The sequence below is a fragment of the Frigoribacterium sp. CF331 genome (assembly GCF_057787905.1).
On record NZ_CM173545.1, the window covers coordinates 2735661 to 2751573 of the forward strand.

At 70.0% G+C, this 15913-nt stretch carries 14 protein-coding genes and 1 tRNA gene; 9 read left to right on the plus strand and 6 right to left on the minus strand.

The window, feature by feature from the left end; all coding sequences use genetic code 11:
* The first annotated feature begins 45 nt into the window (after positions 1–45).
* The 8 genes from ilvD (at position 46) to serA (ending at position 9344) form a co-directional block, all read left to right on the plus strand.
* On the plus strand, positions 46–1758 hold the full coding sequence (gene ilvD / locus AC3CCI_RS12710; RefSeq protein ID WP_354593029.1) for a dihydroxy-acid dehydratase: 1713 nt from the start codon (positions 46–48) through the stop codon (positions 1756–1758).
* A gap of 95 nt (positions 1759–1853) precedes the next feature.
* Positions 1854–3746, plus strand: coding sequence for an acetolactate synthase large subunit (locus AC3CCI_RS12715; RefSeq protein WP_194594207.1), 1893 nt, complete (start codon positions 1854–1856; stop codon positions 3744–3746).
* Complete coding sequence (gene ilvN, locus AC3CCI_RS12720) at positions 3743–4249, plus strand: acetolactate synthase small subunit (protein ID WP_043593980.1); 507 nt, start codon at positions 3743–3745, stop codon at positions 4247–4249. Before AC3CCI_RS12715 ends, ilvN begins: the two co-directional genes overlap by 4 nt.
* A gap of 73 nt (positions 4250–4322) precedes the next feature.
* The gene (gene ilvC, locus AC3CCI_RS12725) at positions 4323–5348 is read left to right on the plus strand and encodes a ketol-acid reductoisomerase (RefSeq protein ID WP_354593028.1); all 1026 of its coding nucleotides are present in this window, start codon (positions 4323–4325) and stop codon (positions 5346–5348) included.
* A 175-nt stretch (positions 5349–5523) separates the two neighbouring features.
* Positions 5524–6663 carry a mannitol-1-phosphate 5-dehydrogenase gene (locus AC3CCI_RS12730; RefSeq protein ID WP_488627409.1) on the plus strand — a complete coding sequence of 380 codons (1140 nt, stop codon included), beginning with the start codon at positions 5524–5526 and terminating at the stop codon, positions 6661–6663.
* Entirely contained in the window at positions 6660–7172 is a 513-nt protein-coding gene (locus tag AC3CCI_RS12735) for a hypothetical protein (protein ID WP_488627410.1), read from the plus strand. The genes AC3CCI_RS12730 and AC3CCI_RS12735 overlap by 4 nt, the downstream gene beginning before the upstream one ends.
* Complete coding sequence (locus tag AC3CCI_RS12740) at positions 7169–7594, plus strand: hypothetical protein (RefSeq protein ID WP_354593025.1); 426 nt, start codon at positions 7169–7171, stop codon at positions 7592–7594. Before AC3CCI_RS12735 ends, AC3CCI_RS12740 begins: the two co-directional genes overlap by 4 nt.
* 160 nt (positions 7595–7754) lie before the next feature.
* Entirely contained in the window at positions 7755–9344 is a 1590-nt protein-coding gene (gene serA / locus AC3CCI_RS12745; protein WP_354593024.1) for a phosphoglycerate dehydrogenase, read from the plus strand.
* 89 nt (positions 9345–9433) lie between these two features.
* Here serA and AC3CCI_RS12750 read toward each other — a convergent pair whose 3' ends face one another.
* Positions 9434–10069 (minus strand): MBL fold metallo-hydrolase, encoded by a 636-nt coding sequence (locus AC3CCI_RS12750; protein WP_488627411.1) that lies wholly within the window; start codon positions 10067–10069, stop codon positions 9434–9436.
* Between the two features lie 103 nt (positions 10070–10172).
* Here AC3CCI_RS12750 and AC3CCI_RS12755 point away from each other — a divergent pair.
* Positions 10173–10248: transfer RNA gene (locus tag AC3CCI_RS12755), tRNA-Glu, on the plus strand.
* A 165-nt stretch (positions 10249–10413) separates the two neighbouring features.
* On the opposite strand, the gene AC3CCI_RS12760 is transcribed toward AC3CCI_RS12755, so the two are convergent.
* The 5 genes from AC3CCI_RS12760 to AC3CCI_RS12780 form a co-directional block, all read right to left on the minus strand.
* Positions 10414–11397, minus strand: a complete 984-nt coding sequence (locus AC3CCI_RS12760; RefSeq protein WP_354593022.1) for a carbohydrate ABC transporter permease — start codon at positions 11395–11397, stop codon at positions 10414–10416.
* Positions 11394–12533, minus strand: a complete 1140-nt coding sequence (locus AC3CCI_RS12765; RefSeq protein ID WP_354593021.1) for a carbohydrate ABC transporter permease — start codon at positions 12531–12533, stop codon at positions 11394–11396. The genes AC3CCI_RS12760 and AC3CCI_RS12765 overlap by 4 nt, the downstream gene beginning before the upstream one ends.
* Before the next feature lie 116 nt (positions 12534–12649).
* Positions 12650–14008 (minus strand): ABC transporter substrate-binding protein, encoded by a 1359-nt coding sequence (locus AC3CCI_RS12770; RefSeq protein ID WP_354593020.1) that lies wholly within the window; start codon positions 14006–14008, stop codon positions 12650–12652.
* Positions 14009–14136: 128 nt separating this feature from the next.
* Positions 14137–15168 (minus strand): LacI family DNA-binding transcriptional regulator, encoded by a 1032-nt coding sequence (locus AC3CCI_RS12775; protein WP_354593019.1) that lies wholly within the window; start codon positions 15166–15168, stop codon positions 14137–14139.
* 89 nt (positions 15169–15257) lie between these two features.
* Positions 15258–15902: an alpha-ketoglutarate-dependent dioxygenase AlkB gene (locus tag AC3CCI_RS12780; protein WP_354593018.1), complete on the minus strand. Its 645-nt coding sequence runs from the start codon at positions 15900–15902 to the stop codon at positions 15258–15260.
* Positions 15903–15913 lie beyond the last annotated feature (11 nt).

A 15913-nucleotide genomic window follows, 5' to 3' on the forward strand; every position in this document is an offset into this window, starting at 1 on the left:
CCGACGGTGGACCGAACGGGCCCGCCCACGCCCTAAACTCGACCCATGCCAGAGAAGCCCACCCCGGACGGGATCGACATCAAACCCCGCAGCCGCGTCGTCACCGACGGCGTCGAGGCCACCACGTCGCGAGGCATGCTCCGTGCCGTCGGCATGGGCGACGAGGACTGGAGCAAGCCGCAGATCGGCATCGCCAGCAGCTGGAACGAGATCACCCCCTGCAACCTGTCGCTCGACCGGTTGGCCCAGGGCGCCAAAGAGGGCGTCCACGCCGGGGGCGGCTACCCGCTCCAGTTCGGCACGGTCTCGGTGTCCGACGGCATCTCGATGGGGCACGAGGGCATGCACTTCTCGCTCGTGTCGCGCGAGGTGATCGCCGACAGCGTCGAGGTCGTCATGAACGCCGAGCGACTCGACGGGTCGGTGCTGCTCGCCGGATGCGACAAGTCCCTGCCCGGCATGCTCATGGCCGCGGCTCGGCTCGACCTCGCCAGCGTCTTCCTCTACGCGGGCAGCGTCGCCCCCGGCTGGGTCAAGCTCAGCGACGGCACCGAGAAGAACGTCACCATCATCGACTCGTTCGAGGCGGTCGGCGCGCACAAGGCCGGCAACATGAGCGACGACGACCTCAAGGCCATCGAGTGCGCGATCGTCCCCGGCGAGGGGGCCTGCGGCGGCATGTACACGGCGAACACGATGGCCAGCGTGGCCGAGGCCCTCGGCATGAGCCTGCCCGGCTCGGCATCGCCGCCCTCGGCCGACCGTCGTCGCGACTACTTCGCCCACCGCTCGGGCGAGGCCGTGGTCGAGATGCTCCGTCAGGGCATCACGACGCGCGACATCCTGACGAAGGAGGCCTTCGAGAACGCCATCGCCGTCGCCATGGCGTTCGGCGGCTCGACCAACGTCGTGCTGCACCTGCTCGCCATCGCCTACGAGGCCGAGGTCGACCTCACCATCGACGACTTCAACCGCATCGGCGACAAGGTGCCGCACATCGGCGACCTCAAGCCGTTCGGCAAGTACGTCATGAACGACGTCGACCGCATGGGCGGCGTGCCCGTCGTCATGAAGGCCCTGCTCGACGCGGGTCTGCTGCACGGCGACTGCCTGACGGTCACCGGCAAGACCGTCGCCGAGAACCTCGCGTCGATCCAGCCCAAGCCGCTCGACGGCGAGGTGCTGCGGACGCTCGACGACCCGATCCACGCGACCGGCGGCCTGACGGTGCTGAGCGGTTCGATGGCGCCCGAGGGTGCCGTGGTCAAGACCGCCGGCTTCGACGCCTCGGTGTTCGAGGGGCCGGCCAAGGTCTTCGAGCGCGAACGCGGGGCGATGGACGCCCTGACCGAGGGGCGCATCGAGGCAGGCGACGTCGTCGTCATCCGCTACGAGGGCCCCAAGGGCGGCCCCGGCATGCGCGAGATGCTCGCCATCACGGCGGCCATCAAGGGCGCTGGGCTCGGCAAAGATGTACTACTGTTGACGGACGGACGATTCTCAGGCGGCACAACCGGCCTGTGCATCGGCCACATAGCACCCGAAGCGGTCGACTCCGGTCCGATCGCCTTCGTGCGCGATGGTGACTTGATTCGGGTCGACATCGCCGCTCGCTCGATCGACCTACTCGTCGACGCCGCAGAGCTGGACGCCCGCCGAGACGGCTGGGCACCGCTTCCCCCGCGGTACACCCGCGGTGTCCTCGCGAAGTACGCGCGCCAGGTCCGCTCCGCGGCCGAGGGCGCCGTCACCTACTGACGCCCCGCCGGGCACGCTCGGCGCGTCACACCCGTGCGCGGCGAGAGCCGCACCGTCACCATCGATCACCGACCACGAAGAGGGAACCGGCACCGATGCCTGCAGAGTCCACCCCCACACCCGGCACCGCGACGCGGACGGCCCGGCCCGCCGCCGGTGCGTCCGTCGGGTCGCCCACCGCGCCTCCCGTGCTGACGGGGTCGGGCGCCATCCTCAAGTCGCTCGAGCACCTCGGCGTGACCGACGTGTTCGGGCTGCCCGGCGGTGCCATCATCCCGTTCTACGACGAGTTGATGGCCTCGACCGCCATCCGGCACATCCTGGTCCGCCACGAGCAGGGCGCCGGTCACGCCGCCGAGGGCTACGCGGCCGCGTCGGGCCGGGTCGGCGTCGCGATCGCGACGTCCGGTCCCGGTGCGACGAACCTCGTCACGGCCATCGCCGACGCGTACATGGACAGCATGCCGTTGCTGGCCATCACCGGGCAGGTCTTCTCGACCCTCATGGGCACCGACGCCTTCCAGGAGGCCGACATCGTCGGCATCACCATGCCGATCACGAAGCACTCGTTCCTGGTGACCAAGCCAGAGGACATCCCGGCGACGCTGGCGGCGGCCTACCAGATCGCGAGCACGGGTCGCCCCGGCCCGGTGCTGGTCGACATCACGAAGGACGCACAGCAGAACAGCGCCCCCTTCGTCTGGCCGCCCGTCGTCGACCTGCCCGGCTACCGGCCCGTCACCAAGGCCCACGGCAAGCAGATCACCGCCGCGGCCCAGATGATCGCCGACGCGAAGCAGCCGGTCTTCTACGTCGGCGGCGGCGTGATCCGCGCCGGCGCCTCGGCCGAGCTGAAGGCGCTCGTCGAGCTCACCGGGGCTCCCGTCGTCACCACCCTGATGGCCCGCGGTGCGTTCCCCGACACCCACCCGCAGCACCTCGGCATGCCCGGCATGCACGGCACGGTGCCCGCCGTGCTCGGCCTGCAGGAGAGCGACCTCATCATCGCCCTCGGTGCGCGCTTCGACGACCGGGTGACCGGCAAGGCCGAGCTGTTCGCGCCCGGCGCGAAGGTCGTCCACGTCGACATCGACCCGGCCGAGATCTCGAAGATCCGCATCGCCGACGTGCCGATCGTGGGTGACGCCAAGGTCGTCATCCCCGACCTCACGAGCGCGTTCGCCGAGGTCACGGGTGGCGTCAAGCCCGACATCGCGGCCTGGTGGGAGCACCTCGACGGGCTCCGCGAGCAGTTCCCGCTCGGCTACACCCAGCCCGACGACGGCCTGCTGTCGCCGCAGGCGATCATCCAGCGCATCGGGCAGCTCTCCGGCCCCGAGGCGATCTACGCCTCCGGCGTCGGCCAGCACCAGATGTGGGCCGCGCAGTTCATCGAGTACGAACGTCCGCACGCCTGGCTCAACTCCGGAGGCGCGGGCACGATGGGCTATTCGGTCCCGGCCGCCATGGGCGCCAAGGTGGCCCAGCCCGACCGCGTGGTGTGGGCCATCGACGGCGACGGGTGCTTCCAGATGACCAACCAGGAGCTCGCCACCTGCGTCATCAACGACATCCCGATCAAGGTCGCGATCATCAACAACTCGTCGCTCGGCATGGTGCGGCAGTGGCAGACGCTCTTCTACGAGGGCCGCCACTCGTTCACCGACCTCAACACCGGTCACGAGACGCGCATGGTGCCGGACTTCGTCAAGCTCGCCGACGCCTACGGCGCCCTGGGCATCCGGGTCCGCACCGAGGACGAGGTCGACGCCGCCATCGAACTCGCCCTCGCGACCAACGACCGCCCGGTCGTCATCGACTTCGTCGTCAGCCGCGACGCGATGGTCTGGCCCATGGTGCCGCAGGGGGTCTCGAACTCCGAGATCCAGCACGCCCGTGCCCTCGCTCCCGAGTGGGACGACGAGGCGCCCGGCACGAGCGCCTCCGACACCACCCGCGACGGCGACATGACCGGAGAACACGCATGAGCCACGTCCTGTCCCTGCTCGTCGAAGACAAGCCCGGCCTGCTGACCCGCGTCGCCGGGCTCTTCGCCCGGCGCGGGTTCAACATCGAGAGCCTCGCCGTCGGCAAGAGCGAGGTCGAGGGGCTGAGCCGCATCACGGTCGTCGTCGACGTCGAAGAGCTGCCGCTCGAGCAGGTCACCAAGCAGCTGAACAAGCTGATCAACGTGATCAAGATCGTCGAGCTCGACTACTCGCAGTCCGTCCAGCGCGAGCACCTCCTGATCAAGGTGCGCGTCGACAACACCACCCGCTCGCAGGTGCTCGAGGCGGTGACCCTGTTCCGGGCCTCGGTCGTCGACGTCTCGACCGACGCCCTCGTCATCGAGGTCACCGGCGACACGGGCAAGACGACGGCCCTGCTGCGCGTGCTCGAGCCCTACGGCATCAAGGAGATCTCGCAGTCGGGCCTGCTCGCCATCGGGCGCGGCGCGAAGTCGATCACCGACCGCGTCTTCAAGAACTGAACCCGCGAGGGGGCGCCACCCGCGCCTCCTCGTCCCGACATCCCATCGTCAACACCCAAGGAGAACCACCACCGTGACTGAAATCGTCTACGACACCGACGCCGACCTGTCGATCATCCAGGGCAAGAAGGTCGCCGTCATCGGCTACGGCTCGCAGGGCCACGCCCACGCGCTGAACCTCCGCGACTCGGGCGTCGAGGTCGTCGTCGGGCTCAAGGAGGGGTCGAAGAGCCGTGCGAAGGCCGAAGAGGCCGGCTTCACCGTGCAGACGCCCGCCGAGGCCTCGGCCTGGGGCGACGTCATCGTGATCCTCGCGCCCGACCAGGTTCAGCGCCACGTCTACGCCGACGACATCGCCCCGAACCTCGCCGACGGCAAGGCCCTCGTCTTCGGTCACGGCTTCAACATCCGCTTCGGCTACATCGAGGCGCCCGAGGGCGTCGACGTCCTGCTGGTCGCCCCCAAGGGGCCGGGCCACACCGTGCGTCGCGAGTTCGAGGCCGGCCGCGGCGTCCCCGTCATCGTCGCCGTCGAGAAGGACGCCTCGGGCTCGGCCTGGGACCTCGCCTGGTCGTACTCGAAGGGCATCGGCGGCCTGCGTGCCGGCGGCATCAAGACCACGTTCACCGAAGAGACCGAGACCGACCTCTTCGGCGAGCAGGCCGTGCTCTGCGGTGGCACCTCGCAGCTGATCCAGTACGGCTTCGAGACCCTCACCGAGGCCGGCTACCAGCCGCAGATCGCCTACTTCGAGGTGCTGCACGAGCTCAAGCTGATCGTCGACCTCATCTGGGAGGGCGGCCTGGCCAAGCAGCGCTGGAGCGTCTCCGACACCGCCGAGTACGGCGACTACGTCTCGGGCCCCCGGGTCATCACGCCCGACGTGAAGGAGAACATGAAGGCCGTTCTCGCCGACATCCAGTCGGGTGCCTTCGCCAAGCGCTTCATCGACGACCAGGACGCGGGCGCCCCCGAGTTCCAGCAGCTGCGCAAGAAGGGCGAGGAGCACCCCATCGAGGCCACAGGCCAAGAGCTGCGCGCCCTCTTCGCCTGGAAGCAGCAGGACTCGGACTACGTCGACGGCAGCGCTGCGCGCTGACGACTACGTAGTCCAGGGCGACGCGGGCCCTGTCGGTCGGCTCCGCCGACGGGCGACGGCAGCGCTGCGCGCTGACCGACGTCACACCCGAACCACCCGTGAGGGCCTCGCACCACCCGGTGCGGGGCCCTCTCGCCGTCGGTCGGCCCGACGACCTCGTGGCATGATCTAAGGCATGGCTCACAGCAAGAAGGCCGTGCACTTCGGCGCCGGCAACATCGGTCGGGGCTTCGTCGCCCAGTTCCTCCACGCGAGCGGCTACGAGGTCGTCTTCGCCGACGTGAACGACGACCTCATCGGGGCGCTGCAGTCGCACCCGTCGTTCGAGGTCCACGAGGTGGGCGAAGACAGCCGCACGACCGTCGTCGACGGCTACCGGGCGATCAACAGTCGCACCGACGAGGCCGCCCTCGTCACCGAGATCGCGACCGCCGACGTCGTGACGACCGCGGTCGGGGCCCGCATCCTGCCGTTCGTCGCCCCCGTCATCGCGAAGGGCCTCGCCGAGCGTCCGGCCGACCTGGCACCCCTGGCCGTCATCGCCTGCGAGAACGCCATCAACGCGACCGACTCCCTCGCCGTCGTCGTCCGCGAGCACGACCCGGCCGAGAACGCCGTCTTCGCCAACTGCGCCATCGACCGCATCGTCCCCGAGCAGGCCGGCGGCACGCTCGACGTGACGATCGAGTCGTTCTTCGAGTGGGTCGTCGAGAGCACCCCCTTCGGCGAGCACCGTCCCGAGATCCAGGGGGTCACCTGGGTCGCCGACCTCGAGCCCTTCATCGAGCGCAAGCTCTTCACGGTGAACACGGCCCACGCCGCGGCCGCCTACCACGGGTTCCGCAAGGGCATCGCGAGCATCCGCGAGGCACTCGACGACGCCGAGGTCATGGCCGAGGTCCGTGGGGTGCTGGCCGAGACCAAGGCGCTCCTGGTCGCCAAGCACGGGCTCGACGCCGACGAGCAGCAGGCGTACATCGAGAAGAACCTGGTCCGCATCGCCAACCCGCACCTCCCCGACACCACCGAGCGCGTCGGTCGCAACCCGTTGCGCAAGCTCAGCCGGAACGAACGCTTCGTCGGGCCGGCCGCCCAGGCCGCCGAGCGGGGTCTGCCCTACGACGCCCTCGTGCGGGCCGTGCGCGCCGCCCTCGACTTCTCGGTGCCCGACGACGTCGAGAGCGTCGAGTTGCAGTCGCTGCTGAGCTCCGGGCTCGGCGCCGACGAGCTGACGCGCACGCTGACGGGCGTCCAGGACGACCACCCCCTGCACCCGGCACTGCTCGCGGCGGTCTCGTCCAAGCTCACGGCATGACGCCAGCCGGACCACAGGTGCCGGTGGACGGCGAGCCCGACGACGCCCTGACCTGGGGCGACGAGGCCGACACCAGCCACGTCGAGGGGCCGGCCCCCTCGGCACGCGTGCGACGCGCCCGGTCGCGCGATGGCGACGACGGGCCCGACGGCGACGTCGAGCCCGATGTCGAGCCCGACGACGAGATCGACGACGACGAGACCGACGACGGGCCCGCCGTCATGAGCTCGGCGTCGCTCGTCGTGCACGGCGTGCTCGGCGGGGTCTTCCTGCTCTGGGCGGCCGGCTGGATCGTCGCCGTCGGCGACTTCACCAACCCGTTCACCGACGCGATCTCGTCCGTCATGTGGAACCTCGGCGAGCTCTTCGCCGTGGCCGCACCCCTGGCCTGGTTCGTCGCCGTCATCGTGCTCGTCCCCACGCACCGCACCCGACGTCGACTCGCCGTGATGGCCCTCGGCGCACTCCTGGTGGCGCCCTGGCCGCTCGTGATCGGGGGCTCGGCATGACCGGCCTCGACGGTGGCGCGGTGCCCGGGGCCGGTCACGACCACGACGCCGTCTCGGTGACGGCCGGCGACGCGAGCGAGCCGGGCCGCGCCTCCTTCTTCTTCTACCTGGCGGTCGCGATCGTCTTCGCGGCGGCCTTCGCGTTCGACCTGTTCGAGGCGATCTCGAACCTGGTGCTCGTGCCGCAGGTCTTCACGCAGAACAACGACTTCTACCGCGAGAACGGGCTCGACGGGCTGATCGTCCAGCCGCCCTGGGTGCCGTTGGTGGTCGGTGTCGTCGTGCCGCCGCTGGCCTTCGTCGGCGCGATCGTCGTCGGGCGTCGCCACGAGCTCTGGAAGTTCACGCTCGTGCTCTTCGCCGCACTCGGCCTCGTGGCGGCCGTGTCGCTCACGCTGACGGCCTACGTCACCACCGTCTGACCCCGGCCGAGGAGGCGCGGGTCGGGTCGCCGACGGCGCTCGGCACCACCGCGTCATGTGGACGTCACAGACCGGGCGAGTCGATAGAGTCGAGGGCAGCCGCGCCCACGGCGCGTCGCGGCCCCTCACCGAACACCACCCAGAGAAGGACGTCCGCCCCGTGGCCAAGCCCGTCGTGTTGATCGCAGAAGAACTGTCACCCGCAACCGTCGAGGCCCTCGGGCCCGACTTCGACGTGCGGTCGGTGGACGGCACCGACCGTCCCGCCCTGCTGGCGGCCCTCGCCGACGCCGAGGCGATCCTCGTGCGGTCGGCGACCCAGGTCGACGCCGAGGCCATCGCGGCGGCACCGTCGCTCAAGGTCGTCGCCCGCGCCGGCGTCGGCCTCGACAACGTCGACATCAAGGCCGCGACGACGGCCGGCGTGATGGTCGTCAACGCCCCGACCTCGAACATCATCTCGGCGGCCGAGCTGACCGTCGGGCACATCCTGAGCCTCGCGCGCCACATCCCGGCCGCGCACTCCGCCCTGGCGCAGGGGCAGTGGAAGCGCTCGAAGTACACCGGCGTCGAGCTCTACGAGAAGACCGTCGGCATCGTCGGCCTGGGCCGCATCGGCGCCCTCATCACGGCTCGCCTGCAGGCGTTCGGCGTGAACGTCGTCGCCTACGACCCCTACGTCACCCCCGCCCGCGCCCAGCAGCTCGGCGTGACGCTGCTCTCGCTCGACGACCTGCTCGCCACGAGCGACTTCGTCACGATCCACATGCCGAAGACGCCCGAGACGACGGGCATGATCGGACTCGAGCAGATGAAGGCCATGAAGAGGTCGGCCTTCGTCGTGAACGTCGCCCGCGGCGGGCTCATCGACGAGGACGGCCTGTACGAGGCCCTGACGACCGGCGAGATCGCGGGCGCCGGCCTCGACGTCTTCGTGAAGGAGCCCCCGGTCGACCAGAGGCTGCTCGGCCTCGAGAACGTCGTGGTGACCCCGCACCTCGGCGCCTCGACCGACGAGGCGCAAGAGAAGGCCGGCGTCTCGGTCGCCCGCTCGGTGCGCCTCGCCCTCGGGGGCGAACTCGTCCCCGACGCGGTGAACGTGGCCGGTGGCGTGATCGACCCCTACGTCCGCCCCGGCATCCCGCTGGTCGAGAAGATCGGCCAGGTCTTCTCGGGGCTCGCCGACAGCCCGCTCACCAGCGTCGACGTCGAGGTGCGCGGCGACCTGGTCGAGTTCGACGTCAGCGTGCTCAAGCTGGCGGCGCTCAAGGGCATCTTCACCAACATCGTCAGCGAGTCGGTCAGCTACGTGAACGCGCCGCTGCTGGCCGAGCAGCGTGGCATCACGGTGCGGCTGCTCACCGACCCCACGAGCGACGAGTACCGCAACGTCATCACCCTGCGTGGTTCGCTGAGCGACGGCTCGCAGATCTCGGTGTCGGGCACGCTGACCGGCACCAAGCAGGTCGAGAAGATCGTCGAGATCAACGGCTACGACGTCGAGGTGCCCCTCGCGGCGCACCACCTCGTGATGGTCTACACCGACCGCCCCGGCATCGTCGCGGTCTACGGCCGCGAGTTCGGCGACGCCGGCATCAACATCGCCGGCATGCAGATCGCCCGCCGGAGCGCGGGCGGCCAGGCGCTCAGCGTGCTGACCATCGACAGCCCGGCTCCCGACGAGCTCGTCGAGAAGGTCCGCGTGGCCATCGACGCGCAGGTGCTGCGCGAGATCGACGTCACGCTCTAGACGTCGCGCCCGACGACGAACCGCCCCTCCTCGGCCGTGCCGGGGGAGGGGCGGTTCGTCGTCGGGAGCTCGGCGCCCGGTGTGCGCTGCTAGAGCTCGAGCGACTCGTGGGCCTCGAGCTTCACGGCGTCGCCGCCGACCGACCGGGCCGAGGCCTGCATCCGCTCGAAGTGCATGCCGAGCCCGGGCGCCGAGAGGGTCTGCTCGTGGGTGGGGAACGCCAGGCGGGGCTTGACGGCCGCGACGTAGTCGATGACCTCGGCCACCTTGAGCCAGGGGGCCCCGACGGGCGCGGCGAGGACGTCGACGGGCACGGGCGGGACGGTGAACTGGTCGCCCGGGTAGAACAGCGACCCGTCGACCAGCACGCCGACGTTGTCGATGACCGGGATGCTCTCGTGGATGACCGCGTGACGCGAGCCGTAGAACGCGAGCGTGAACGGGCCCACCTCGACCGTGTCGCCCTCGGCGACGACGTGCACGTCGAAGCCCTCGGCCGCGGTGGCCACGCCCTCGGGCCCGTAGATCGTGGCCGACGGGTTCGTGGCCAACAGGTTGGTGAGCTGGTCGGGCGTCCAGTGGTCGGCGTGCTCGTGCGTGACGACGACCGCGTCGACGTCGTGCAGGTCGACCAGGGGGCTCGTGAACGACCCCGGGTCGACGACGAGCTTGCGGCCGTCCTTCTCGAGGATCAGGCAGGCGTGTTCGAGTTTCGTGAGGCGCATGAAAGCGACTGTACGCGGGTCGGCGGGGGGCCGACCCGGCACGACGGGACCTCGATTTGTGACGGGCTGGCGCGGTGTGGCATACTCGACGAGTTGCAAATACGGCCCCATCGTATAGCGGCCTAGTACGTCGCCCTCTCACGGCGGTAACACGGGTTCGAATCCCGTTGGGGTCACCACAACCACCACGAAACCGCTCGGCTCCGGCCGGGCGGTTTCGTCGTCTGCGGCATCTGCATCGGCGGCGGCACCGGCTCCGGCCACCGGCACCGGCACGACGACGACGGACGGCCCGACTCCGTCGTGATGACGTCGTCGGGCCGTCGCCGAACGGGTGGGTCGTCTCAGCCCTTGGTCGCGCCCGCCAGCAGGCCGCGGACGAAGAACCGCTGCAGGGCGAAGAAGACGATCAGCGGCACGATGATCGAGATGAACGCCCCGGCCGTCAGGAGCTCCCACGACTGGCCGTACGATCCCGAGAGGTCCTGCAGGGCCTTCGTGATCGGCAACCCCTGCCCCGAGGTGAAGACGGTCGCCACGAGCAGGTCGTTCCACACCCACAAGAACTGGAAGATGCCGAACGAGGCGATCGCGGGCATCGACAAGGGGAGCACGATCCGGAAGAACACCTGGCCGTGGCCGGCGCCGTCCATGCGGGCGGCCTCGATCACCTCGGCCGGGATCTCCGAGACGAAGTTGTGCAGCATGAAGATGGCGAGGGGGAGGGCGAAGATCGTGTGGGCGATCCAGACCTTGGCGTACGACCCGTCGAGGCCGTTCACGCCGAGCCCCGGCAAGATGTACAGCCCGCCGATCCGCAGGCCGTCCGAGAAGAGTCGGAGCAACGGCACCAGTGCCATCTGGATCGGGACGATCTGCAAGGCGAACACGAGCACGAAGAGCGTGTTGCGGCCCTTGAACTCGATCCAGGCGAAGGCGTACGCCGCGAGGCTCGCGATCGTGATGGGGATGAGCGCCGCGGGCAGGGTGATGACCAACGAGTTCAGGAACGCCTTGCCGAGGGTGAGGCTGTCGCCCGAGTTCAGGGCGTTCACGTAGTTGTCGAACGTGAAGCCGGGGTTGGCGAAGACGGTCCACCAGCCGGTGGTCTTGATGTCGTTCGCCGGCCGGAAGGACGAGATGAACAACCCCGCGGTGGGCAGGGTCCAGACGACGGCGATCACCAGGGCGGCGATCGTGGCACCGCGGCTCGTCGTGCCGCGCTTGAGCTTGCCGCTCGAGCTCTCGATGCGGGCGGCGCCTCGCTTCAGCTGACGCTCGGTGCCCGAGCCGACGGCGACCCCGATCGGGGTGGGTGTGGCGCTCATCGGATCTCCCTCTGCTTCTGGATCTGGCGGGCGTTGTAGACGACGATCGGCAGGACGAGGACGAACAGGATGACCGCCAGGGCCGAGCTGTAGCCGGTGCGGCTGCCGAGCTGGAACTGCCGGACCATCTCGAACGCGAGGATGGTCGTGTCGTTGCGGCCGCCGGTCATGGCCGAGACGATGTCGTAGACCTTCAACGAGGCGATCGAGATCGTCGTGAGCACGACGATGATGGTCGTGCGGATGCCGGGCACGGTGATGTGCCGGAACGCCTGGAAGCCGTTGGTGCCGTCGAGCGACGCCGCCTCGAGCTGTTCGGCCGGGACGCCCTTGATGGCCGCCGACAGCACCGTCATGGCGAAGCCGGCTTGCGTCCAGATGAGCACGACGACGAGCAGCAGGGTGTTCCACGGTTCGAGGCCGAGCCAGTCGACGGGCTGGCCGCCGAAGGCGACGAGGATGCCGTTCAGCAGGCCGATCTGGTCGCCCTGGCGGATGTCGTAGAAGAACTTGAAGATGATCGAGGCGCCGACGAACGAGATGGCCATCGGCATGAAGACGAGCAGCTTCAAGAACTTCTCGCCGCGACTCTTGTCGATGAAGACGGCGTAGGCGAGGCCGATCGCCGTGGCGGTGATCGGGGCCAGCAGCACCCAGATCAGCGTGTTGCCGAAGGCGGTCAGGCCGTCGGGGCTCGTGAAGACCCAGACGAAGTTGTCGAGCCCGGCGAAGCCCGAGCCGTCGTTCTTCATGAAGGCCTGCCCGGCGGTGGTGATCGTCGGGTAGATGAGCCCGATGATCAGGAAGAACACGGCGGGCGTCATGAACGCGATGAGCTGGAGCGAGTAGCCGGCGCCGCGTTTCGAGCGGTAGTCCAGCAGGAACAGCCCACCGCCGAGGACGGCGGCGATCGCGGCGACCCAGATCACCGAGTTGTAGAGGCCGAAGGCCAGGAGGACGACCACCGGGACGACGACGCAGACCGCGAGGCGGATGATCGTGTACTGCGGACCGCGTCGAGGCGCGAACTCGACGAAGACGAGCACGACGGCCACGAGGGCGGCGAAGGCGACGAGGATCAGGGGGATCTGGGCCAGGGGCGGGATTCCCGCCAACCACTGGAAGAAGCTGGACATCTCTGTCCTTTCACGTTCGGGTCCGAACAGGGCGCGACCGTCCACCGCCGCCGGGGACGGCGGTCGGGCGCGGGGTCAGGGGCCACCGACTCGCGGTGGCCCCTGAGACGCGGCTGTTACGAGGTGTAGCCGGCCTGGATCTCTTTCAGCACCGAGTCCGTGTCGGTGCCGTCGATCCAGTCGACCATGCCCTTCCAGAAGCTGTCGGAACCGACGGACTTGGGCATCAGGTCGGAACCGTCGAAGCGGAAGGTGGTGTCGGTGCCCTGCAGGATCTCGACGGCGCCCTTCAGCAGGTCGCTGCCGGCGTTCTCGGGGTCGAGGCCCTTGTTGGCCGAGATGACGCCGCCCAGCGAGACGCGGCTGTTCGCCCAGTCGGCGCTGGCGAGGTAGGCCTGGACCTTGGCGGTGTCGTCGTCGTTCGAGAACGCGGCGACGAACTCACCACCACCGGTGACGGCGGCGGGGTCGTCCTCCTTCATCGGCGGGGTGAGGAAGGCCCAGACGTCGCCGTCCTCGGCGACCGTGGCGGGCTGACCGGACGCGTTGTTCGCGGCGGTGAGGAAGCCCTCGAAGAACGAGGCCTGGTGGGTCAGGGCGCAGCTGCCGTTCGCCACGTTGGTGGCGACGTCGCCGAAGGCCGTCGAGTTGATCGACTTCACGTCGCCGTAGCCGGCGTTGACGAGGTCGGGGTCGAGCAGGATCTCGCCGACGGAGTCGAACGCGTCCTTGATCTCGGGGTCGGTGAACTTCGTGTCGCCCGCGACCCACGAGTCGTACGCGTCGGGTCCGGCCTCGCGCAGGACGAGGTCCTCGACCCAGTCGGTGCCGGGCCAGCCGGAGGCCTCGCCCGAGTTGAACCCGGCGCACCACGACGGTCCGCCGGTCTTCTGCTGGATGGTCTTCGACAGGGCGACGAGGTCGTCGTAGGTCTTGGGCACCTCGACGCCCCACTCCTCGAACTTGGCCGGGGAGTACCAGACGTAGCCCTTGACGCTGGCCATGAGCGGGGCGCCGTACTGGGTGCCGTCGACCTGCCCGTACTTCTGCCAGTCCTCCGACCAGCCCTCCTTGACGTTGGCGAGGGCGTCGGCGGGCAGCTCCTGCACCTTGCCGGACGCGACCGTGTCGGCCAGCAGCCCGGGCTGGGGGAAGATCGCCAGGTCGGGGGTGTCGCCGCCCTGGACCTTGATGCCGATCTGCTTCTCGAACTCTTTGTCACCCGTGTACTTGATGTCGATGTCGTTGGCCTTCTCCCAGTCGGCCCACGACTTCTCGAGGAGGGTCGCCTCGTCGCCGTTGATCGTGCCGTAGACGTTGACCACGCCGTCGGCCGTCCCGACGTCTCCGGCACCCGCGCCTCCGGCGTTGGGGTCGTTGGGGTCGGCCGTGCCGGAGCATCCGGCCAACAGGAAGCTCGACGCCGCCAGGATGGCCAGGGGCCCCGTGAAACGGCGGTGCAGGGATGCTCGCATGGGTTTCTCCTCGTTGAGTTGCCAGGGCGGACCACGACCGTGCTGTCGGCGTCGTCCGCCGCGCGTCGTCGTCGACGCGCGTCGACGATGAGTGTCACACACTCGCAGGAGGCGCGCAACCGCGTCTGCTACGGGCGGTCGCCTCGCGAGGCGGTGCCCGACGTCCCGCGCACCGTGAGCCGCGGCCTGACGAGCACCTGCGGCGCCTCGACGCGGCGACCCTCGATGCGGTCGACCAGGTCGTCGACGGCGGCCGCGGCGATCTCCGCACCCGGAGGGGTGACCGTCGTGAGCGGGGGAGACGTCATCTCGGCGGCCAGGTCGCCGATGCTCAGCGCGACCACCGTCACGTCCGCAGGGATCAGCCGACCGGCGGTCGCGGCGGCCTGCACGAAGCCCGCGAGGGCCATCTCGTTGAACGCGATGACGGCGGTCGGCCGGAGCGGCGACGAGTCGAACGCCGAGAACGCCTCACGACCTCCCGGCACGGAGTTCTCGGCGAGGTGCGTCTCGACCTCGAGCCGCCGTTCCCGCGCGGGCCGCGCGAGCGCCGCGGTGGCCCGCGCGAGCGGACCGGAGCCCCGTTCCGGCGACTGGACGGCTTGGCTGAGGAAGAAGACCCGCCGGTGTCCGAGGTCGGCGACGTGGTCGACGGCCACGCGGACCAGCGCCTCGTAGTCCGCGTCGACGAACCAGAGCCCGTCGGCCTCGTCCGGGCGGCCGATGTTGGTGAAGGGGAGGCGGGAGCGCGAGAGCACGGCCACACGGTCGTCGTGCGCCGTGAGCTCCATCAGGATGACGCCGTCGACGAGGCCCTCGCTCACCAGGCTGCCCAGGCCCTCGACGTCGTCGATGGGGTTGGACCAGAGCAGGAGGTGGTACCCGCGGTGCCTCGCCCGGTCGGTGGCGGCCGCGACGTACTCGAACTCGGACGAGGTGACCCCGCGGCGGCCGTACGGGTAGTGCAGCGCGAGGATGCCGCCCCGGGCACCCGCCAGCCCGCGGGCGAACGCGTTGGGCGTGTAGTTGAGCTCGGCCATCGCCCGCTCGACGCGTTGGCGCGTGGCGGCCGAGATGGTCCGCCGGCCGCTGAGGGCGTACGAGACGGTGCTCGACGAGACGCCCGCGAGACGCGCCACGTCGTCGCGGGTTGCCGGCATCCTCGTCCACCTCGTCGTCGATCGTGAGGACAGCATACGAGCGACCGGCGTCCGGCCCGCTCAGCGACCCTCTCGCCCGCCGGGCGGGTTCAGGCGGGCCACATCGGCCGGAACTGCACGCTGATGCGCGGCCCGACGGCCTTCTTCGTCTTGGCGATGGCGTGTTCGTGCGTGCGCTGACAGCTGCCGCCCATGACCAGGAGGTCGCCATGGCCGAGGGGGAACCGTCGGGTGGTCCCCGTCGCGCGCGAGCGCACCGCGAGCGTGCGCGGCGCCCCGAGGGAGAGGATGCCGACCATCGTGTCGCGGTCGATCGTCCGCCCCACGTGGTCGCCGTGCCAGGCGATGCTGTCGTCGCCCGTGCGGTAGAAGCAGAGCCCGGCCCGTTCGAACCGCTGCTCGGGCGGGGCGCCGCGCTCGTCGGCGTAGTAGGCGTTGAGGTCGTCGCGGGCCCTGGCCAGGACGGGGTCGGGCAGCGGGTCGCCCGCGTCGTAGGACGAGACCAGTCGGGGCACCTCGACCACGCGGTCGTACATCTGTCGTCGGTCGGCCCGCCACGGGACGTCGGTCACGAGGCGTTCGAACAGGGCGTCCGACTGCGACGCCCAGGCCGGGACGACGTCGAGCCAGGCGCCCTCGCCCAGGTCGAGGTGGTCGACCCGCCCGGCGAGCGGCGCCAGGTCGGGCCCGTCGGACAGCCCGTCGAACAGCGAGGCGGTGAAGGCGAGGCTCATGCCGACAGCCT